Source organism: Pseudoalteromonas sp. MT33b (assembly GCF_014117385.1).
Classification (GTDB): Bacteria; Pseudomonadota; Gammaproteobacteria; order Enterobacterales; family Alteromonadaceae; genus Pseudoalteromonas; species Pseudoalteromonas lipolytica.
Genome location: NZ_CP059831.1, coordinates 857,535 through 878,266, shown reverse-complemented (window position 1 = coordinate 878,266; position 20,732 = coordinate 857,535). Strand labels below are relative to the sequence as shown.

The 20,732-nt window shown below is 41.3% G+C and carries 13 protein-coding genes, 5 tRNA genes and 1 pseudogene; 8 read left to right on the top strand and 11 right to left on the bottom strand.

Going from position 1 to position 20,732, the window contains the following annotated elements; genetic code table 11:
* Window positions 1-286: 286 nt before the first annotated feature.
* The 8 genes and pseudogenes from H3302_RS04105 to H3302_RS04070 form a co-directional block, all read right to left on the bottom strand.
* On the bottom strand, window positions 287-3,367 hold the full coding sequence (locus tag H3302_RS04105; protein ID WP_065978401.1) for an efflux RND transporter permease subunit: 3,081 nt from the start codon (window positions 3,365-3,367) through the stop codon (window positions 287-289).
* Complete coding sequence (locus H3302_RS04100) at window positions 3,367-4,665, bottom strand: efflux RND transporter periplasmic adaptor subunit (RefSeq protein ID WP_182396178.1); 1,299 nt, start codon at window positions 4,663-4,665, stop codon at window positions 3,367-3,369. Before H3302_RS04100 ends, H3302_RS04105 begins: the two co-directional genes overlap by 1 nt.
* Window positions 4,646-6,074 (bottom strand): annotated as a pseudogene (locus tag H3302_RS04095) (efflux transporter outer membrane subunit). The gene H3302_RS04100 and the pseudogene H3302_RS04095 overlap by 20 nt, the downstream one beginning before the upstream one ends.
* Before the next feature lie 305 nt (window positions 6,075-6,379).
* A tRNA-Phe gene (locus tag H3302_RS04090) sits at window positions 6,380-6,455 on the bottom strand.
* A gap of 27 nt (window positions 6,456-6,482) precedes the next feature.
* Window positions 6,483-6,558, bottom strand: a tRNA-Thr gene (locus H3302_RS04085).
* A gap of 57 nt (window positions 6,559-6,615) precedes the next feature.
* Window positions 6,616-6,691: transfer RNA gene (locus H3302_RS04080), tRNA-Phe, on the bottom strand.
* Between the two features lie 27 nt (window positions 6,692-6,718).
* Window positions 6,719-6,794, bottom strand: a tRNA-Thr gene (locus tag H3302_RS04075).
* Between the two features lie 74 nt (window positions 6,795-6,868).
* Window positions 6,869-6,944, bottom strand: a tRNA-Phe gene (locus H3302_RS04070).
* Between the two features lie 265 nt (window positions 6,945-7,209).
* Between H3302_RS04070 and H3302_RS04065 the strand changes: the two genes are divergently transcribed.
* Entirely contained in the window at window positions 7,210-9,972 is a 2,763-nt protein-coding gene (locus tag H3302_RS04065) for an ATP-binding protein (protein ID WP_065978404.1), read from the top strand.
* Between the two features lie 25 nt (window positions 9,973-9,997).
* On the opposite strand, the gene H3302_RS04060 is transcribed toward H3302_RS04065, so the two are convergent.
* Together H3302_RS04060 and mutY are read right to left on the bottom strand one after the other, a co-directional pair.
* Complete coding sequence (locus H3302_RS04060; protein WP_036970432.1) at window positions 9,998-10,270, bottom strand: oxidative damage protection protein; 273 nt, start codon at window positions 10,268-10,270, stop codon at window positions 9,998-10,000.
* A gap of 15 nt (window positions 10,271-10,285) precedes the next feature.
* Entirely contained in the window at window positions 10,286-11,362 is a 1,077-nt protein-coding gene (mutY, locus tag H3302_RS04055; protein WP_409076798.1) for an A/G-specific adenine glycosylase, read from the bottom strand.
* Window positions 11,363-11,734: 372 nt separating this feature from the next.
* Here mutY and trmB point away from each other — a divergent pair, with 372 nt between their 5' ends.
* From trmB to arcA, 5 genes are all read left to right on the top strand, one after another.
* Complete coding sequence (gene trmB, locus H3302_RS04050) at window positions 11,735-12,460, top strand: tRNA (guanosine(46)-N7)-methyltransferase TrmB (protein ID WP_074989461.1); 726 nt, start codon at window positions 11,735-11,737, stop codon at window positions 12,458-12,460.
* A 17-nt stretch (window positions 12,461-12,477) separates the two neighbouring features.
* A complete protein-coding gene (locus tag H3302_RS04045; RefSeq protein ID WP_182396177.1) occupies window positions 12,478-13,506 on the top strand; it encodes a methyltransferase in 1,029 nt (342 codons plus the stop codon).
* A gap of 118 nt (window positions 13,507-13,624) precedes the next feature.
* Window positions 13,625-15,247 (top strand): ATP-binding protein, encoded by a 1,623-nt coding sequence (locus H3302_RS04040; RefSeq protein ID WP_182396176.1) that lies wholly within the window; start codon window positions 13,625-13,627, stop codon window positions 15,245-15,247.
* On the top strand, window positions 15,247-15,768 hold the full coding sequence (locus H3302_RS04035) for a YfiR family protein (RefSeq protein ID WP_036970447.1): 522 nt from the start codon (window positions 15,247-15,249) through the stop codon (window positions 15,766-15,768). The genes H3302_RS04040 and H3302_RS04035 overlap by 1 nt, the downstream gene beginning before the upstream one ends.
* Before the next feature lie 105 nt (window positions 15,769-15,873).
* A complete protein-coding gene (gene arcA / locus H3302_RS04030; protein ID WP_036970449.1) occupies window positions 15,874-16,590 on the top strand; it encodes a two-component system response regulator ArcA in 717 nt (238 codons plus the stop codon).
* Window positions 16,591-16,596: 6 nt separating this feature from the next.
* Here arcA and arcB read toward each other — a convergent pair whose 3' ends face one another.
* Entirely contained in the window at window positions 16,597-18,924 is a 2,328-nt protein-coding gene (gene arcB / locus H3302_RS04025; RefSeq protein WP_182396175.1) for an aerobic respiration two-component sensor histidine kinase ArcB, read from the bottom strand.
* Window positions 18,925-19,098: 174 nt separating this feature from the next.
* Between arcB and folE2 the strand changes: the two genes are divergently transcribed.
* On the top strand, window positions 19,099-20,019 hold the full coding sequence (gene folE2, locus H3302_RS04020; protein WP_182396174.1) for a GTP cyclohydrolase FolE2: 921 nt from the start codon (window positions 19,099-19,101) through the stop codon (window positions 20,017-20,019).
* Window positions 20,020-20,099: 80 nt separating this feature from the next.
* The gene (locus H3302_RS04015; protein ID WP_036970456.1) at window positions 20,100-20,699 is read left to right on the top strand and encodes a DUF2726 domain-containing protein; all 600 of its coding nucleotides are present in this window, start codon (window positions 20,100-20,102) and stop codon (window positions 20,697-20,699) included.
* Window positions 20,700-20,732: the final 33 nt, after the last annotated feature.

Here is a 20,732-nt window from a genome sequence, read left to right as displayed (position 1 = left end):
AATACTTTCATTTTATATTTTTCTAAACTGTATTTTTTGCACGCAGAATAAATTCGCACCTAGACCATTTGGCATTTAATTTTTGGCGTTTAAAGGTCTTCTTCGGTTTATCTTTAATCTTTAGAATTTGCTAACTTACTTGATTTCGCTACGCTCGAATCTACCTACGAATAAAAACGCGGAATAAATCCGCCGCCACCTTTTTACCTGTAGCAGCGGGTTTACCCCGCGTTATAGCACTGAGTACTTGTATTTAGAATCTAATAACGAGTACCTAGTCTCAAGCCTATTTAAACCATCCCTGAAAACGTTCCATCAATAAGTAATTAACCGGAACAAGTAATAAGGTAATAAGGGTTGCAAAAATAATTCCAAACCCAAGGCTTACCGCCATCGGAATTAAGAATTGTGCTTGTGTGGCTTTTTCAAATAACAACGGCATTAAACCAATAAAAGTGGTTAAACTGGTGAGCATTACTGGGCGAAAACGCGATGCTCCCGCCATTTTAACTGTTTCAAGAAGGTCACCGCCCTCCTCGCGCTTTTTATTGATAAAATCAACCAGCACCAGTGAGTCATTCACAACCACGCCAATCAAGGCCAGCATACCGAGCAAGCTCATAATGGTAAGCTCCATCCCCATGATCCAATGCCCCATTACCGCACCTATCATGCCAAAGGGGATCACACTCATGACAATCAATGGCTGCATATACGATTTAAACGGTATTGCCAACAGCGCATAAATAATGAAAAACACAAACACCAGCCCCCAAGCAAGCGACCCAAATGACTCGCGTTGCTCTTTAGCTTCACCTTCAAGCGAATAGTCTGCACCAGGGAATTGCTGCATTAGTTCATCAAGGTACGATTTTAAGTCTGCCTGCAGCACTGTCATGTTGGTGTTTGACTTTTCAACATCGGCAGTCACATTAAGCGTACGGTATCGGTCAATACGGTAAATTGATGACGGGCTTTGTCCCGGCACTAAAGTGGCAACATGCGACAATGGCACCGTACCACCGCTAGGTGTATTTATAAGAATATCTTTTAAATCGGCTACTGAACGGCGCTCATCAATGGGTAAGCGCACCATAACACGTACATCGTCACGACCACGCTGAATGCGCTGTACTTGCGCACCAAAAAACGAGTTACGTATTTGCTGCGACACATCAACGCGATTCAAACCAAGCGCTAAACCTTGCTCTGTTAGCTCAATTTGCAGCTCTTCTTTACCATCGGACATGCTGTCGGCAATTTCGTACACTGTTGGGTATGTTGCCAAACGTTGCTTTACTTTTTCTGCAACTTGCTCAAGTGTCGATATTGAATTGCCTGTTAGCTGTACGTCGATAGGGCTCGATGTTCGACCAAATTCAGCACGAAAGGTTACGCTTTCCGCACCGGGGATAATACCAATTAAATCGCGCCATTCACTCGCAAGTTCTCGAGAGCCAATGTCTGATTCGCGTTTTTCTGCTGGCATAATTTCAAACCGAACACTCCCCGAATTAGACGCGCCACCACGGCCACCTGTAGTAGCCAAAATGTTTAAAATAACACTTTGACCGTCTTCGTCACGGTACTTATCTTGCAGCTCTTTTGCTTTATCAGACATTTTAATCACGTATTTATTAGTGACTTCAAACGGTGTACCCGCAGGAAATGTTACTGATGCCCTCACTGTTTCACTCGGAATGCGTGGGAAGAACACAAACTTTGTCCAGCCACTGGTAATTAACGTTAAAATAATAACGAAAATACCCACAAACAAGCTGACTGTTGCCAGTTTATTCTTAAGAGCGTGATTAAGCAGCGGTTGGTAATATTTCATAATGGCATGCTCAAAGCCATCGGCAAAACGCTGTTGTAAGCGCTCCAGCTTAGTAGGCTCACCCTTTTCGTGGCGCAGCTTTAAATACTTTAAATGTGCCGGTAATACAAACTTAGACTCAATTAACGAGAACAGTAATACAGGAATAACCACCACGGGGATTTGCGCGAAAATAGCACCACGCGCACCTTCAATAAAGGCAAGCGGTAAAAATGCTGCCACCGTAGTCAATACCCCAAATGTCACTGGGGTCGCTACTTCTTGTGTACCACGAATTGCAGCCTGCTCGCCTGTTTCGGCTGTTTTTAAGTGGGTATAGACATTCTCGCCGGTGACAATCGCATCATCCACAACAATACCCAGCACTAAAATAAAGCCAAATAAACTAATAACATTTAATGTGATACCAAATAGTGGCATCACTAAAAATGCCCCCATAAACGATACCGGTATACCAATAAACACCCAAAATGCGATAGCGGGACGTAAAAACAGTGTCAGCAAAGCAAGCACCAGAATGCCACCTTGAATCGCATTGCTGGTGAGGGTTGCAATACGACTTTTTACCACTTCTGAGTCATCATCCCAGTAGCTTAATTCGAAGCCTTCAGGCAGGTTATCTTGCTGTGCGACAATAAAGTTTTTCACGGCATCTGCAACTTCAATCGCACTTTGTGGGCCAATACGATAAACATCAATAAAGGCGGCTTGTTTACCATTAAAACGCGTGCGTACCGGGGTTTCTTCAAAATCGTCTTTAATGCTAGCAATGTCTCCCAAACGAATGATCGTGCCATCTGCTTGATGCTTAATTACAATCTTTGAAAACTCATCTTTACGATATGCCTGCCCTTTAGAGCGAATAAGCACATCACCCCCTTCTGTTTTTAAGTTACCTGCTGAGACATCGGTACTTGAATTACGAATAGCAGAAGAGATATCCGACAAACTTAAATCGTATTGACGCAAGGTATCTTTGCTTACCTCAATAGCAATTTCATAATTGCGCACCCCACTTAGCTCAACCTGAGTCACGCTAGGTAGGCGCAACAATTCATCGCGCACTGTTTCTGCATATTCTAAGGTTTCTTTTTCACCATAAATACTTGAAACGGTGACCGCTATTACTTCACGTTTCCATTCAGCGAGCGACACTATCGGCTTTTCAGCATCAACCGGAAAGGTATTAATCGCATCGACTCGGCTTTTTATATCCGCTAATAACTCTCGCGGGTCATAACCTGTTTCGACTTCAATTGTGACCGAAGCCGAGCCTTCAGCTGAGCGACTCGTTATGCGTTTTACACCTTCTAAATCTTGCACCGCTTCTTCGATTCGGATTGTGACCCCTTTTTCGACGTCTTCAGGTGTAGAGCCACGTAATGAGACGCTGACGCTGATGCGATCAGATTCAAATGATGGGAACACCTCAAGCGGTATTTGCGTTGAAACGCTAAATAACCCCGCTAATAAAATGCTGATCAGCAATAAGTTAGCTGCAACATGATTTTTTGTGAACCAAGCTATCATTATTGCGCTCCTTGCTCACGAGCGGCGCGGCGTTGCTCAATCAATTTTTTAACCGTAATGCCTTGCTCTTTTGCTTGCTTTTCAAGCTCTTCGCGGCTTAGTCGCGGTGTATCCGCGCGCGTAGCTTGATAAGCTTCGCTGCCCATTACCGTTACTTGCGTACCTGAACTTACTTGCCCAAGTGGTGTAAGCACTAAATTATCTCCAGCCGATAAACCATCAGCCACGATTGCCTGAGTTGCATTTTGCCAAGCCAGCGTAATGTCTTTTCGACGTAAAACCCCTTTTTCCTCGGTGTACACATAGCTGCCTTGGTAAATTGCACTGTTTGGAATAACTAAAGCATTCTCAACGGTTTTACCTTTAATCTGCGCTTTAATATATTGACCAATTTTAATGGGGTACTGGTTATCGCTTGTGGCTTTATACGGGTCGTGAATTTGAGCCACAACATAAAGTTGCTGAGCACTTTCATCAATCGCACCTTCGGTACGAATCACTTGGCCTTGCCAATGCTGTTTGCCTACTAGGTTTGAGCTGAACTCAACAAGTGAACCCGCACTATTTTTAGCACCATCGCGGAATTGCTCCGGCAAATTAATAAACGGTAAGTCTTTATTTTTAATAGGTAGCCTAATTTCAACACTGTCTACAGCATAAATAATGGCTATTTCCATGTTATTGCTAACAACTTGGCCTAAATCAACACTACGGCTTAACACTCGTCCTGCATAAGGCGCGGTTATTTTAGTTCGCTCTAAATCAAGTTTTGCTTTTTCAAGGTTGGCTTGTGCCGATAATACACTCGCCTCTGCGGCTGCCAGTTGAGGTTTGCGAAGTACTAAGCTACTCGCTTCTTCGCCTTTACCTAAGCGCTGCCAATCAGTCATTGCTTGTCGGCCACGCGCTTGCTCTTCAAGTAAACTTTGTTCAGCGGTTAATAGTGCGGCTTGCGCTGATTTAACTTCAGCGCGGTGATCTCTATCATCAAGCTGTACAAGTACATCGCCTTTTTCAAAAAAGCCCCCTTCACGGAATTGCTCACTTATTTTAATGATTTGTCCTGAGGCCTGCGCAACCAACTTACTCTGTGTGCGCGGTTTCACTGTACCAAAACTGTCGATCATAATTTGAAAGCTTTGCGGTGTGAGGCTCTCAACAGCAACATTCACTTTTGCTTTAGGAGGTGATGAAAAGCGATTAGCTTGCGGCGGATTCCCTTTTATAAACATCACTAAAAGTACCGTCACGATTATCACTACGAGTGGAATTAATATTTTACGAGTTTTGCTTTTCATGATTATTGCTCTGCTACTTCGGTGTTTGCTTCACTAAAATCACCCCCGAGGGCAATATGTAAGTTGATTCTGTTGATGATAAGTTGGTTTTTAATTTGAATGACTGAACTTTGTGCGTTAAAAGAGCGGTCTTGTGCATCCAGAACCGTGGTGTACGTTACCAAACCACTTTGATATTGCTCAAAAGCAAGTTGCTCTGCCGCGATGGCATTTTTTTGTGCTTCAAGTGTTTTTTCGTAACGCACTTTTAGCGCTTGCTCTTGGCTTATTGCTGTTTCAACATCGTTAAATGCATCATAAAGAGTCGCTAAGTAAACTTGTTCTTGGCGTTTAACATTGAGCCTAGCTTGCTCTTCGTTCGCTTTTAAACGTCCGCCTTCAAATAACGGCATCGAAATGCTGCCAAGTAAAGACCAAGCAAGGCTTGAAGGCGAAAATAAATCACTCATTCGATCAGTGCTATCACTGATTGAGGCTGATAAGTTCAAGCTTGGAAAACGCTGTTTGTGCGCATACGCAAGACCGGCATCGGTGCTGAGTAATTGATACCAACTGGCCATTAAATCAGGTTTACGGGTAATAAGCTCAGACGGCAAACCAAGCGGTATGGCATTATCAAGTAAAGGTAAGTCTGCGCTGACCGTAAGCGCTCCTCTGGGGTATTGCCCTGTTAAACGCTCTAAATCACGAATTGATTTTGTTAACGTAGCTTGCTGCTCAGCAATGTTTGAACGCTCTGTATTTAGCTCATTGCGAGCAAGGTAAACATCCAGTGCTTCGTTTAGACCTTGGCGGTAACCAGATTCAATGATTGATAAGTTTTGTTCTGCATTTTGTTCGCGCTGCTTATAAAGATCGAGCAATTTATGATTGCTGATCACATTAAACCAACCCGAAACAACATCAGCAACTAACTGCTGCTTAGCTTGCTCAAACGACGCTTTCTCTGCTAAGTATTCTAAGTTAGCTTGGCGCTCTGACGCCGACAACTTACCCCATAAATCAACTTCGTATCCGAGCTCAAGTGATGCTGAACTTGCATTATTGTAATTTACCGGGCGGTTATCTTTACTGCGGCTAGTTCGTGTTGATAAGTCTAAGCTTGGCCACAAAGCCGCCCCCGCAGCAACGAGTTGTTGCTCTTTAATTGCAACATCATAACCCGCTTGTAAAATCCCCTGATTATTCGCTAAAGCCTGTTCAACTAAGCTCAGCACCTGTGGATCTTGTAACTGCTGTAACCAATTACCCTTCACAGCTAATACTTTTGAAGCACTGTCTAGTTGTTGCCAAGCGTTTGGTATAGCTTCAAGTTCTGGTACTCGTTCACTATTCGTTGGCTGGCTTGCGCATGCACTTAGCAAAACCACACTTAAGGCAACTAAACTTGGCCTACATTGCCAATTCATCATAAAAACCTGAAAAATAACTATTTATGAGTGTAATTCAAGCATTGCATTAAGTTTTGCTCAACTGACTTTACATAAAATTACACTCGTTGACGTTGTAGTACGATAAACGGCAGGTATTTAGCGATGAGATTAGAGTTACAACGTTCAAACGTAAGCTGGGAGCAATTTGAGGAGAAAAAGCAACCCAGAGTGAAACTGTATTAGGAGCGACCGGTTTAACACTCAAAGCCTATGACCATTACTTGTTACTATTTTTTGCAACAGAAACAAAAAAGCCCCGCAATAGCGAGGCTTTTAAATAATGGTGCCCAGAGGCGGAATCGAACCACCGACACGAGGATTTTCAATCCTCTGCTCTACCGACTGAGCTATCTGGGCATAACAATTTACTAATTGTTTAATAAATGGTGCCGACTATCCGAGTTGAACGGATGACCTACTGATTACAAGTCAGTTGCTCTACCAACTGAGCTAAGTCGGCACACTAAAACTGTGTGCGTTGTGCACTATAATCACTTTAAAAGTAATTATCAAATAATGGTGCCCAGAGGCGGAATCGAACCACCGACACGAGGATTTTCAATCCTCTGCTCTACCGACTGAGCTATCTGGGCTTAACAATTTACTAATTGTTTAATAAATGGTGCCGACTATCCGAGTTGAACGGATGACCTACTGATTACAAGTCAGTTGCTCTACCAACTGAGCTAAGTCGGCACACTAAAGCTGTGTGCTGCTGCACTATATTGATGTTATAATCTTTTGATTTAAAACACCAATATTTTTAATAATGGTGCCCAGAGGCGGAATCGAACCACCGACACGAGGATTTTCAATCCTCTGCTCTACCGACTGAGCTATCTGGGCGTGCGGCGTATTAAACGGGTTTTGCCTTCGCAAGTCAACTTTTTTTTTGAGCTTTATAACTGTTTGAACAGTTTTCCATCAAGATTGCTATTTTTAATACTTTTACGGTTATTTAAGCATCAAACTGACGCTTTCTGATAGTTTACTCTAATTGTTATTTGGTTTCCTTAGGTAAAAACGTGGTGAATTTTTCTTCGTTGATGGTAGGATTGTTCTACCATCAAGGAACTGCTTAATTTTGCTGTAAAATTATTGGATAAGACCCATGCCGAGTAAATCGACCTCTACTGTAAAAGGCCTATTACCTCTTTTTATAATAACAAACGTAGTTATCACCCTATTAGCGGTGGTTGCTTACTCCTTTTACCCAACCAGTAACGCGCCGAAGCAAACAGAGCCCCCTCGCTTAACTGCAATAGAAGTTTCAGAGTTATTATCTGCACCACTTATCAGCGCACTCACTATGCCTGGACAAGATAAAGTTAAAGAAGTACTCGATTTAAGCCTATTGCTTAATAAAGATTTTGATTACTACTTATATAGATACGAAATTAATGGCGATGCATCGCTTGTCTACGCTAATAACAAAGAGGCGCTTATCGCTTCAAGTAAAGTGGACCAGCAACTTGCTCAAGGCACAATTATTCATACGGTGCTTGAGCTGAATGATCAACCCGTTGGTGAGCTTATAGTAAAACAACATCCACAGCAGCAACCAATCATAGAATCAGCCGCGCTCTCGTATGCCCTCGCGGGTTTAACGCTTTTAGCTTTAGTTATTTTATCATTTGCCTTGAGTGTATTAATTAATAAGCGTTTTATGAAAAACAGCGAATCACTCAGCAACGAATTAATGGTAATAACACAAAATGCCGATTATCAAACGCAGGTGACAGAAGAGCTCGATTTTGGCTTAGATAAAGTCGCTAAAAATATTAATCAATTACTTAATAAAGTGTTGTCGGTTATTACCGAAAACAAAGCCGCTCAGCAAGACTTAGAAAAACTACAAAGCGGTCTTGAAGCAGAGGTACAAAGCAGAACACTGGCCCTTGAACAAGCCACCTTAAAAGCAGAACAAGCAAACGAAACCAAAACGACCTTTTTAGCAACCATGAGTCATGAAATTCGCACTCCCATGAATGGCGTGATTGGTACAATTGATTTACTGCGTCAAACAGAACTTGATGGAGCGCAACATAGACTAAGCACCATTATTAGAGACTCAGCGTTTTCATTATTGGGAATTTTGGATGATATTCTTGATTTTTCTAAAATCGAGGCGGGTAAACTTAATATAGATAATACGCCATTTTCAGTGTCAGACACCATTGAAGAGGTCGCGCGGGTGTTGTCCTCTGTCGCGAGAAAGCGCGATCTTGACCTTGAGCTTGCCATTGCCCCCGACATTCCAACCAACCTGATTGGAGATACTGTTCGCGTACGCCAAGTACTGTACAACCTATGTAGTAACGCCATTAAGTTCACCACCACCGATGATAACCGTAAAGGCTGCGTAAAAATATCAGTAGAAGTGGTGCAAAATACCACCGATCACTACACCTTACGCTTTAGTGTTTCTGATAATGGCAAAGGGATGACACGCGCACAACTTGGCGAAATATTTAATCCCTTTATACAAGCCGAAAGCTCAATTACGCGTGAATACGGTGGGACAGGCCTGGGGTTATCCATTTGTAAAAGCTTAACAGAGCTTATGCTGGGCACTATTTCTGTCACTAGTGACTTGGGTATCGGCAGTGAATTTATTGTAGAACTTCCTTTTAGCACGCAAGGTAAAGTCGATTTTGCACATAAACACGTCATTAAAGATCAGCGCGTTGTAGTTGTTACGAATCATGATGGCCGTAAAAAACTATTAACGCGCTATCTCTCGTTTATGGGAGCCACCGCCGTCATTGCCGACAGCAACGAAAAAATAGAAGCAGAACAAGACAGTAAAGATATTATTTGGGTTCTCGATGGGATCGAAAGCATGGAGGACATTAATTATATATTGCGCCGCCTGCTTTACACGCTAGAAGATAACCACCAACAAGTAATCGTTCTCAGTAAATTAGATGAAGCAGCCGTTAATCATAAAAATATTTTCTATTTAAATGCTGCCCCACTGTGTAAGTCTAACTTTATGATGTCGCTACTTGTTGCTGCGGGCTTACATCAGCCAAAACAAATTACTTCTGCAAAAACATTTAACAACTACTTAAGCGTTGAACAAGCGCGCGAGGAAAATAAGCTTATTCTGTTAGTGGAAGATAATGTTTTAAACCAGCAAGTGTTAACTGACCAACTTCATTTACTCGGTTACGGGGTCGAGTTGGCAGAAAATGGCCAACAAGGTTTAGAGCTGTGGCGAAAAAATCACTATGCGATTATTCTCACCGACTTACACATGCCAAAAATGTCAGGTTACGACATGGTGAAAAGTATTCGCGAAGAAGCTTCTCAGCTAGAAGACATTAATGCACAACCGTATATAGTAGCAATCACAGCGAATGCGCTTAAAGGTGAAAAAGATCGTTGCTTGAGCATTGGTATGAATGATTACATCACTAAGCCTGTTGAATTAAATGTGCTTGAATCCACCTTATTAAAGTGGTCTAACAAAAGAAATCCACAAAGCACATCGGTTGAAGTCAAAAAATCAGCTATGCCTATCGATATGAACATGCTCGCTAAATATATTAATAACGATGAGGCTAAAAAACTGCGCTTCTTTAAAATGTATTTAGAGCAAAGTAATCAATTGACTAAAAATATTAATGCGGGTGTCATTGAACATGACATCGACAGCATTATTTCGTCGTGCCACCAGCTAAAATCAATTTCGAAAACGATTGGTGCGATGAAAGTCGCCGAGCTTGCCGCTGAATTTGAGCTCTTTTGCAAAAACGAAGAGCCAACCAGCGATGAGCTAATTGAGCTGCGTGATGGTTTTGAAATTGAGTACTCTAAGGTGGCGCAGTTTCTCAAAGAGCAAATTAAAAAAGCTGAAACCGAGCAATAAAAAAGGGCCTTTTGGCCCTTTTCTATTATTTTTCAGGTGGACGGTAGCCTTCAATTTCTACGTCTTTACCTTCAAATAAAAACCCTACCATTTGCTCTTCTAAAAAAGCACGGTGCTCTGGGTCCATCATATTTAAATGTTTTTCATTGATCAGCATTGTTTGCTTATGCTGCCATTGGCCCCACGCTTCTTTGCTGATGTTGTTGAAAATCTTTTCACCAAGCTCACCTGGGTATAGTTGGAAGCCTAAGCCTTCAGCTTCTTTTTGTAACTTTTGACAAAATACTGTACGTGCCATAATTGCTCTCTACTCTTATTGCGTGATGCTATTGTAATCTATTGTGCTTAATTGTTTAACCAGCTTTTTAGTGGGTGCAGCCAACCCAACTTCAACCGATTCGTCAAGCGGATACCAAACAAGTTGGCGCTCGTTAATAAAATCAGGAATTGCCGGTAAGGTTAGCACATGTGGGTTAATGGTTAATTCAAAATGCGAGAATATATGGGTAAATGCCTCAAGTGCTTGCGTGTTATCAGTTAAACCATGTTGTGCTAAAAAGTGTTCTAACTCGCTGTACTCGGTAAATTCAAAAAAGCCAAATAAACCTCCCCAAATACCGCTACTTGGCCGCTTTTCCATTAATACTTTATTGTCACAGGCTAAAATAAGTTGATGACACGCTTTTTTAGGCACCGCTTTTTTAGGTTTTGAGTGTGGAAACTCTTTCACTTTACCTTGATTAAATGCCTGACATTTACTCTTTAACGGGCATGGCTGACAATCAAACTTACTGCGAGAACAAAGACTTGCTCCTAAGTCCATCATGGCTTGGTTAAATTCAGTAACCGACTCTTTGGGGGTTAACTGAGACGATAACGACCAAAGCTGGTTTTCAACTTTTTTAACCCCGTACCAGCCCTCAACCATAAAGAACCGCGCAAGAACCCGCTTAACATTACCATCTAAAATAGGGTGATGTTGACCCAGCGATAACGATAAAATAGCGCCTGCAGTCGAGCGGCCAATGCCAGGTAAATCCATGACTTCTTCGAGTGTTGTAGGAAACTTGCCTTGGTATTTATCACGGACTATTTTTGCTGTTTTATGTAAATTACGGGCACGGGCGTAATAACCAAGCCCAGTCCAGTGATGTAATACCTGATCTTCATCAGCATTAGCGAGCGCGATAATATCAGGGAAGCTTTGCATAAACTTCTCAAAGTATGGGATAACAGTGATCACTTGCGTCTGTTGCAACATCACTTCGGAGATCCATACTTTGTAAGGGGTTTTATTTAACTGCCATGGCAGTGTCTTACGACCATGAAGGTGATACCAGTCAACCACTTGGTTAGCAAACCAAGTTGACTCCTTATTGCTTAAATTCAAAATAACATCTTTACTTGCTGAAGCTCATTGCGGCTCAGTCTATTGCAGTTAGTTAGGCCAAGCAAGTGAAAACCCAGCATCGAGGCGTGTTACCCTTACAGGATTAAATAAGAGTTAATATAAGTGTTAATCCGTCCTTAAATAGAGCAAAAGCGCTTCGCATATTTATTCGCGTAATTAACAGCGACACAGCGCTTTTGCCAATTATGCCCCCTCTCCACGTCATAAACTCCGCCATGCCTCAATATCAAATTCACTACAGCAAAATTAATCTCGAAAGATAAACAGGTCCTAACTATTGTACTCAAGGCGCTGGTCAGGGATAATACGCACCCTTTTTCTATAGTCCGTGTTTTTATCAGGCCAAATTATATGAATGACTCAAGTAACCCTAACCTCGAGCAAGCAAAGCAAGAGGGTAAATATATCCGCACTATTCGTAGTTTCGTTAAGCGCGAAGGTCGCCTAACTAAAGGCCAAGCAGCCGCCATCGAAAAGTGTTGGCCAACAATGGGCCTTGAGCATAAAAACGGCATGCTCGACCTGAAAGACGTCTTTGGTAACGATAACGATATCGTATTAGAAATCGGCTTTGGTATGGGTAAATCACTTGTTGAAATGGCCAAAAATGCCCCTGAGTTAAACTTTATTGGTATCGAAGTACATCGCCCAGGTGTGGGTGCATGTTTAATGGATGCCGATGAAGCGGGTATTACCAATCTACGTGTATTTGAGCACGATGCTATTGAAGTGTTGGCTGACTGTATTGCCGATGAAAGCTTATCTAAGCTGCAACTGTTTTTCCCTGATCCATGGCATAAAAAGCGTCACCACAAGCGTCGTATCGTGCAACCTGAATTTGCACAAAAACTACGTAGCAAGTTGAAAATAGGTGGGGTTTTCCATATGGCAACAGACTGGGAAAATTACGCAGAACACATGCTAGAAGTTATGCAAGTTGCAGAAGGTTACAAAAACCAATCTGAAACAAACGATTATGTTCCTCGCCCTGATTCTCGCCCGTTGACTAAATTTGAGCAACGCGGTCACCGTCTAGGTCACGGTGTATGGGATTTAATGTTTGAACGTACGAAGTAACATAAGGTAAAGCCAGAATGAGTAAGTTAACCAACCCCAGTTTATTATTACTTCGCAACGACGAAGAGTTAGTTGGGCAATCCATTTTAGTGGTTAACTTTGAACAAGATGGCTTTTTACGAGAGCTAAAAGCATTAAACCCAAATGCGGCCATAACTGCATTTAGCTATAACCACGCAAATGCACAGTATGCCAGTAAAATTAATGGCATACGCGCGGTGGTTGATCACACTATTCCTGAAGGGAATTACGACTTAGTTATCTATTACTACCCTAAAGCGAAGCCTGAAGCTTTAATGTGTCTTGATAATATTCGCGCTATTTGTAAAGAAGATGCACAGCTTCTTATTGTTGGTGAAAAAAAAGGTGGCGTTAAGTCAGCAGAAAAACAGCTTAAGGATTTATGTGGTTTTAGTAACAAAATCGATAGCGCCAAACACTGTATTCTATACCTTTTTTCTGAGCTGACATTAAACGATAGTTTTGATATCAGCCGTTACCACAAGCCATTTCAAGTTAAAGCGGGCGATCTTGAATTTACCGCTATCAGTGTACCGGGGGTATTTAACCATGGCGCACTCGATGTAGGGACCGCTGTGCTATTAAATAACGCCCCTAATATCAGTAAAGGTAAAGTACTCGATTTTGCTTGTGGGGCTGGTGTAATTGCCGCCTATTTAGGTATTAAACACCCTGACCTTGTGTTTACTTGCAGTGATGTCAGCGCACTTGCAACCTATGCAACCACACAGACTCTTGCGTTAAACAATTTACAAGGTGACGCAATATTAAGTGATGGTCTTGAAAGTATTGATGGTAAATTTGATTTAATAATCAGTAATCCACCTTTTCATACCGGCATTGCGACGGACTACACAATTGCTGAAGCGTTTTTAGCTAATGCAAAACAACACCTTACTAAACAGGGTAAGCTTACAATCGTCGCGAACAGCTTTTTGAAATACCCTCCTATTCTTGAAGCACAATTTGGTCAATACACAACTGACTTCAAAAATACCAAGTTTTCAGTTTACTCAGCGGCTTAGTTTTCGTTAATTAATATTGGTTGTTGAAATATTTTTCTTATTATTTAGTTACTTTTTGTTGTCTTTGCTAGACTAAGAAGTTACTAATAATACTAAAAAGATTGGCTTTAGACAGCGCATGTCAATATTCTCTGCACAAACAAGTATTCGCAAAGCTTTAACTAACGCAGTAATGTTAGTTACCGCACTCTGTTTGTCGCTATCTATTTCTATTTCGACCTACCTTGATGTAAAAGAGCAAAAATCACTCATCATCGATAAGATTACTATTTTATCTAAAATTGTCGCATACAACGCACAAGTTACCGTGCTATTCGACGATAACGAAACAGAAACTGAGCGCTTAAAATCATTTGAGTCAGTGCCTTTAATAAAAAACATTCATATTTACTCTATTGACGAGCTTTCTAATGAACCGGTTTTTTTCAGTAGCTTTAACGCCAGCAAAACGCCGCCCGTTCCGATTAAAGTTGGTAGTATTAATGACTTATTAGTACCTAATGTTAAAGATAAGGTTATTGAGCTTGTTACCCCTATCGTTTACGAGGGGAACACCATTGGCTATGTGTATATTCGCGGTGGTCTAGACCGATTAAATGAATACATTAATCATAAAATTATGATTGATATCCTACTGACGCTGTTCGTACTGGTATTAGTGTTTTTTGTTGCGCGAAGTATTCAAAAGCGTATTGCAAACCCCATTGATGAGCTGAGTGTGTTACTGCAAGACGTTTCTAAAAATCATAATTATGAAACGCGCGCGCAAAAAACCAATATTGATGAAATAAATCAACTCGCGGGCAGCTTAAATATCATGCTTGCGCGCACTCAAAAACAAATTGAGCGCCATGAAAAAGACAAACAAGAGATAAAACAACTCAACCAAAGCCTTGAAGAAAAAGTAAATCAGCGAACCATTGCCCTTCGTGAAGCAAACCAAGAGCTACTCAACACCCTTGAGCGAATGCATCAATATCAAAACCAAATCGTTGAAAACGAAAAAATGGCTTCGTTGGGCCAAATGGTTGCAGGGGTCGCACACGAAGTTAACACCCCAATTGGTCTGGGGATCACCGGGTCGACGCTGTTGCGTGACAAGCTGGCTGAAATCAATACGCTGTTTGAACAAAAAACCTTAACATCGGCACATTTAAAACGCTTTATAGATGATGGCATTGAAAACCTCGACTTAATTTATCGTAACCTCAACCGCGCTGCCGAACTGGTGTCGAGCTTCAAAAAGGTGGCTGTAAACCAAGATGGCGAAATGACTTCTCTGGTTAACTTACATAACCTATTAAGTGATGTTGTGCTCTCAATGCGTTCAGAAATTGAATACCGCAGCCCTAAAGTAAACATTAATTGCAGTCACGACATTAGCATCGAAACAAAGTCAGGGCCGCTGCAACAGATCTTACAACAACTGTTAAGTAACTCCGTGATACACGCTTTTACTGACAATCAAAATAACGAAATAACCTTTGACGTTGAGCGTAATGAGAGCAGCTTAGTCATTCATTATTTCGACAATGGCGTTGGGGTAGACAAATCGATTAAAAAACGAATTTTTGATCCCTTTGTTACCACCAAACGTGGCGAAGGTGGAAGTGGTCTAGGCATGCACCTCGTTTATAATTTAGTTACCCAAGCATTAGGGGGCAGCATTATTTACGATGAGCTAAGTAATGAAGGCGCTCACTTTATTATTACTCTGCCATTGAACGAAGGTGTAGTTTAATGAGAGCGCTCTTTTATCTATTTGTATTAGTGCTTATAACATACCCCGCGCAGGCTAAGTCGCCTGACCAAGTAAAGTCGGCATTTTTATTTCAAATTGCGAAGTTTGTTGAGTTCACACATGATGACACTGCACGCCCTGTGTCATTTTGTTTTTACAGTTTAAATAGTGGTCCTGGTGCATTTATGAAGGACCGAGATGAACTGCAAATTAACAACAAACCAATTAATGTGATATTAGTTAAAAAAACTCAGCAAATTTCTGAACTTTCTCAACTTTGTGATATCACATACATTGATGAAACATTAGAAAATGATATACTTCCACTTTGGACCGATACAATTTCATTGGATACTTTAACAATAGGTGAAAGTATCAGTTTTTTAGAAAACGGCGGCATAGCCTCTCTGGTTCAAGAAGGGAATAAAATCCGACTGTATATCAATAAGCAGCACGTATTGCAGCAGAACTTTAAAGTGCAATCTCGATTGTTAGCTATGGCTAAGTTTTATCCAAATTGATTTTACTTGTTAACAATTGGATCTACTCCTATAATCTCTAGTATTCGGTTTTGCTTGATAATACCGAATTTTTGTAAATAAAATTTCCGAAAAGGTTAATATACAATGCAAACGCCAGTCATTCTGATCGTAGAGGATGAAGACGTAACTCGACTAAACCTCGTTAGTTTATTTGAAGCTGAAGGTTACAAAGTTATTGAAGCCATTGATGGCGATGATATGCATGACAAGCTTACAAATAATGATGATGTGAACCTTGTAGTTATGGACATCAACCTACCAGGTAAAAACGGGTTAATCTTAGCTCGTGAATTACGTCAAAAACGCAATGTTGGCCTGATTTTCTTAACAGGTCGTGACAACGACGTTGACCGTATTCTAGGTCTTGAAATTGGTGCAGATGATTACATCACTAAGCCGTTCAACCCTCGCGAACTAACGATTCGTGCGCGCAACCTAATCTCTCGTACAGCGTTAGGTGGCGAAGAAGCTAATATCGAAACAAATGGTGTTATTACATTTAACGGTTGGGAACTTGATGAAAACAGCCGTTGTTTAACATCACCAAGTGGCGATGCTAAACGTCTGCCTAAAGGTGAATACCGTGCGTTACGCTTAATGCTTGATTCTCCTGGCCGTATCTTTAGCCGTGAACAACTTATTAAGCATATGACTGGCCGCGAGCTACGTGCTAACGACCGTACAGTTGATGTAACAATTCGTCGTATTCGAAAACACTTTGAAAGCGATAACAGCACATCTGAGCTTATCAGCACCATCCATGGTGAAGGCTACCGCTTCATTGGTAAAATTGACAACTAATTAGAACTAATCTTCTAACTGTTGTAAAAATAATTGGAGGGCTTCATGCCCTTCATTTATTTTATCTGCTAAAACACTTAACCACTCTTGCAGTTCTTCTGCACTCTCATCAAGCGCACCGTGTTCCATCTTTTTAGCATGTAATTGCACATCGTTTAAACCAACAGAACCTGCAGCACCTTTTAGCTTATGGGCTACCGATTTATATTCTTCTCTGTCGTCTATAGCCAGAGCATCGGCTAATTCTGTTTGATACTGCGGGTTAAGCTTAGCAAATAACGCAGCGCTGCGTTTAAACACTTCTAACCCCATAGAGCCAACAAAATCTTCAATGGTTTCAATGTCGAGTAATTCTACTTTGATACCGGAAAGATCTTTCGGCTTAGCGGCTTTAACAGATGCAGAGTCAGGTACTTTTTGCTGTTTAATATCAAATAGCTCACCCAGCATTTTATCAAGCTTAGTGGTGTTAATTGGTTTTGCTAATGCACCTTGAATACTTATACCAGCGAGCTCCTCTTCCGCGCTTCTTACGTTGGCGGTAAGGGCGACTATCGGTAAGTTATCAAAATGCTCATCATCACGAATTTGCCTTGCTACTTCATCACCATTAATGTCGGGTAATTGCATATCCAGTAGCACTAAGTCTAAATCATCCTCGGTGTAAACAAACGACAGCGCATCTTCACCGGTTTCAGCCCAAATAACTTCGTGACCACGCTGCTCTAACAGGTTAGTTGCTATTTCAGCATTTAATGGCACATCTTCAACTAACAAAATGTTTAAGCTGCGAACTGCATAGCTTTGCTCGGTTGGCGCAATACAAAGTTTAAGGGGGATTTCTACCACGAATACACTGCCCTCGCCCTCTGTGCTACTAACATGTATTTCACCTTTCATGGCACTAACCAACGCTTTAGTTACGGCTAAACCAATTCCCGAGCCAATTGCGTTGGTGCCATTTATATCTGGCGCTTTATAATACATGTCAAAAATACGGTGTAGCTGCTCTTGAGGGATCCCTTGTCCTGTATCACTCACTCGCATTACTAACCAAGGCCCATCGGGGCGATTTTCACGGCGGCATTCGAGTTCTACATGACCTTGCTGGGTAAATTTCACCGCATTATTAATAAGGTTCCAAACAACTTGGCGAAGGCGGGTTGGATCTAAAGACGCATACACATCAAGCGTGCCTTTACGCTTGATATTAAAGTCGAGGCCTTTTTGTTCAGCAATTAAACCCGCAAAGTTCACAACATCATTAATAAAGTCTGCAACATTCACTGAATCGGCGACAATATCAAGTTGCTCACGGTCAATTTTATCTAAATCTATAATATCATTGAAGATATTACCCAGCGTTTCAGCACTTGAGAACACCGTATTACACCAGCTTCGTTGCTGCTTATCGAGCTCAGTATCGAGTAGCATGCGGGTTAAACCAACAATGCCATTAAGTGGGGTTCTTAATTCATGGCTCAGAGTAGCAATGAATTTCCCTTTATCTTTGTAGGCTGCCTCTAGCGCTTGAGCAGCTTCTTTACGGCTGGTGATATCACGACCGAACGCAAGTAAGCCTATGTATTCACCTTTTTCATTAATAAACGGCAATTTACGCATTTCAAACCAACGTTTCTCCCCTGCTACAGGGTATTCAACGTCTAAAGTGAGTGCTTGATGAGTCTGCGACACTTTTTTGTCGGTGCGTAAAACTTCAGGTAGATAATCGCTTGGGTAAATTTCTTCGACACTTTTGCCAATCAGGTCTTCGCTACTTTTACCAATCACCTCTTCAAACATTTTATTACACCCAGCGAACACACCATTGTTATCACGGTAGTAGAATAAATCGGGTGAGGAGTCGACAATAGAGCGAAGTAACATGCCCTGTTGTGCTAACTCTTGTTGTGTTTTCTTACGCTCGGCAATTTCTCGTCTTAACTCTTCAATTGCTCGGTGTTTGGCATGAAACGCCATTTTACGTTCGTCAATTTCTTCATTAAGGCGACTAATATTGTCTTTTAACGTTTGGTTTAAGAGCTTTTCTTGTTTGGTTGCACTGTCTAAGTAACTGTATGACGCTTCTAACTGACGAATAGAATTTAACAGTACAGAAATTAAAATTGGCGATACGACAGCCGTAAAAAACATTACAGCCAATACATCAACTAAGGTTACGGTTCCAACTGCCACGTAGTAAAACATACACGACAATATTAAAGACATAACCAATAACAGGGCATAGCAAGCTGCGGCGGTTTTGAATTCACCGTATTTTGATATAAAGCTTGAGAGTGTGCGAGCCCACGGACTCAAAGAAGAATCAATCATAGATAAAGCTTAGGCACATAATCTAAAAAAAACAGCATAGCTAATTTTATCACTATTCCTTATGAAATATTCATATTGTGCGATAAACACAGAATTTTTTCATCAACGCCGCGTTTTTTATATTTTTTCATGTAAAATACCGCGCTTTAATAATTGCAAAGAATGAGTATTACCATGCAGACCACGATGCCAGATATTGCTGATACGGCTCCCGCCTTACGAACAGGAAAATTAGACTGGGTTGGCATGGGCGAAATTGAACTTCCTTTCATTTTTGAATCTCGCAATATTGCCCCTGTAAATGTAGTTGCTAAAGCACGCGCATTTGTAAATTTACATAAAGAAGATGCGAAAGGCATTCACATGTCGCGCTTATTTTTAGCACTCGATACCTTATCAACTGAGCAGCAAGTGAACCCACAAACACTTGCTCAGGCACTTGATACCTTTATTAGTAGCCATGATGATTTAAGTGACCAAGCACAAATTGAATTTAAGTTTGAGCTTCCGTTGCGTCGTGAGTCTCTATTGAGTGGCAAAGTGGGTTGGAAAAACTACCCAATCCACCTAATAGCCAAAATTAATCAAGGTGTATTAAGCTTTGAGCTAATGGTTGATGTCACTTACTCATCGACTTGCCCATGCTCAGCTGCGCTCGCAAGGCAATTAATTCAACATGCATTTGATGAAAAATTTGCAGAGCAACAACTTGATAAACAAACAGTTTTAAACTGGCTTGGCACAACAGAAGGGATTGTCGCCACACCGCACTCTCAGCGATCAATTGCAAATGTGAAAGTGAAGCTTGATAACGCTCTCACCAGCTTTGATGTGGTTGGCTTAATAGATGCATTAGAAGGTGAATTAAAAACCCCTGTGCAAGCGGCAGTTAAACGTGAAGACGAGCAAGAATTTGCACGTTTAAATGGCCAAAACCTGATGTTCTGTGAAGACGCGGCTCGTAAAATCAAAGGGCTGTTAGAAGAGCAAGATTATGCCGATTACTGGTTGCAAATCAACCACTACGAATCACTCCATGCGCATGATGCTGTTGCAATTGCCGTAAAAGGAGTTGCTGGCGGTTATACTGCTTAAATAATTTGGTAACTCCCGACACTTAGGCACACATATTGCTTTTATATTTCAGTGTCAATTTGTTGTTGTGGAGTTACCTTATGGAATTCGCTTTATTATCAATTTTAGTTTTAGTCGTAGTGGCTTCTGTTGTTGCGTCAAAGTTCAGCGATGATGGCGGAAACCCGTACCCTTTCACTCGTAAACAAAGTGTTTTTACTCAAGTTGAAAGTGCTTTTTTAAACCTTCTTGAACGTGCCGTTGGCGATCAATACAAAATTGTAAGCCGCGTAAAACTAATCGATTTAATTGACTGCAAGCAAGGCTTATCTGTTAAAGCAAAGCGAGCAGCCATGACGAAGGCAAAAGGTAAGCAATTAGATTATGTGCTTATCGATAAAGAAAAGCTAACAATCGTTGCAGCGGTTGATTTAGTAAATAATACCAACAAAGACGGTCATAAAGCACAGCGAGATTGGTTTGTTAGTGGCGCATTAGAAGCGGCTGGCATTCCTCATATTCGTATGAAGGTGAAATCGGGTTATCAACCAAGGGAAGTCCGTGATGCGATTATGTTTAAGCTAGGGAAACCTGCAGCAGCGCCGATAAGACCAACACGCAACCGTGTTACAAAGCCTGCAGTATTGTCGCCATCTCAAGCAAAAGCTCATACGAGCTCTACCGCACTTGCTGAAATATAAGTTGTCATAATAGTGGCAAAAGCAGACTTTCGG

Bases quoted from the DNA above. Each gene is read 5' to 3' on its own strand.
- H3302_RS04105 (WP_065978401.1), bottom strand. From the start codon at position 3,367: ATGATAGCTTGGTTCACAAAAAATCATGTTGCAGCTAACTTATTGCTG.
- H3302_RS04100 (WP_182396178.1), bottom strand. From the start codon at position 4,665: ATGAAAAGCAAAACTCGTAAAATATTAATTCCACTCGTAGTGATAATC.
- H3302_RS04065 (WP_065978404.1), top strand. From the start codon at position 7,210: ATGCCGAGTAAATCGACCTCTACTGTAAAAGGCCTATTACCTCTTTTT.
- H3302_RS04060 (WP_036970432.1), bottom strand. From the start codon at position 10,270: ATGGCACGTACAGTATTTTGTCAAAAGTTACAAAAAGAAGCTGAAGGC.
- trmB (WP_074989461.1), top strand. From the start codon at position 11,735: ATGAATGACTCAAGTAACCCTAACCTCGAGCAAGCAAAGCAAGAGGGT.
- H3302_RS04045 (WP_182396177.1), top strand. From the start codon at position 12,478: ATGAGTAAGTTAACCAACCCCAGTTTATTATTACTTCGCAACGACGAA.
- H3302_RS04040 (WP_182396176.1), top strand. From the start codon at position 13,625: ATGTCAATATTCTCTGCACAAACAAGTATTCGCAAAGCTTTAACTAAC.
- H3302_RS04035 (WP_036970447.1), top strand. From the start codon at position 15,247: ATGAGAGCGCTCTTTTATCTATTTGTATTAGTGCTTATAACATACCCC.
- arcA (WP_036970449.1), top strand. From the start codon at position 15,874: ATGCAAACGCCAGTCATTCTGATCGTAGAGGATGAAGACGTAACTCGA.
- arcB (WP_182396175.1), bottom strand. From the start codon at position 18,924: ATGATTGATTCTTCTTTGAGTCCGTGGGCTCGCACACTCTCAAGCTTT.
- folE2 (WP_182396174.1), top strand. From the start codon at position 19,099: ATGCAGACCACGATGCCAGATATTGCTGATACGGCTCCCGCCTTACGA.
- H3302_RS04015 (WP_036970456.1), top strand. From the start codon at position 20,100: ATGGAATTCGCTTTATTATCAATTTTAGTTTTAGTCGTAGTGGCTTCT.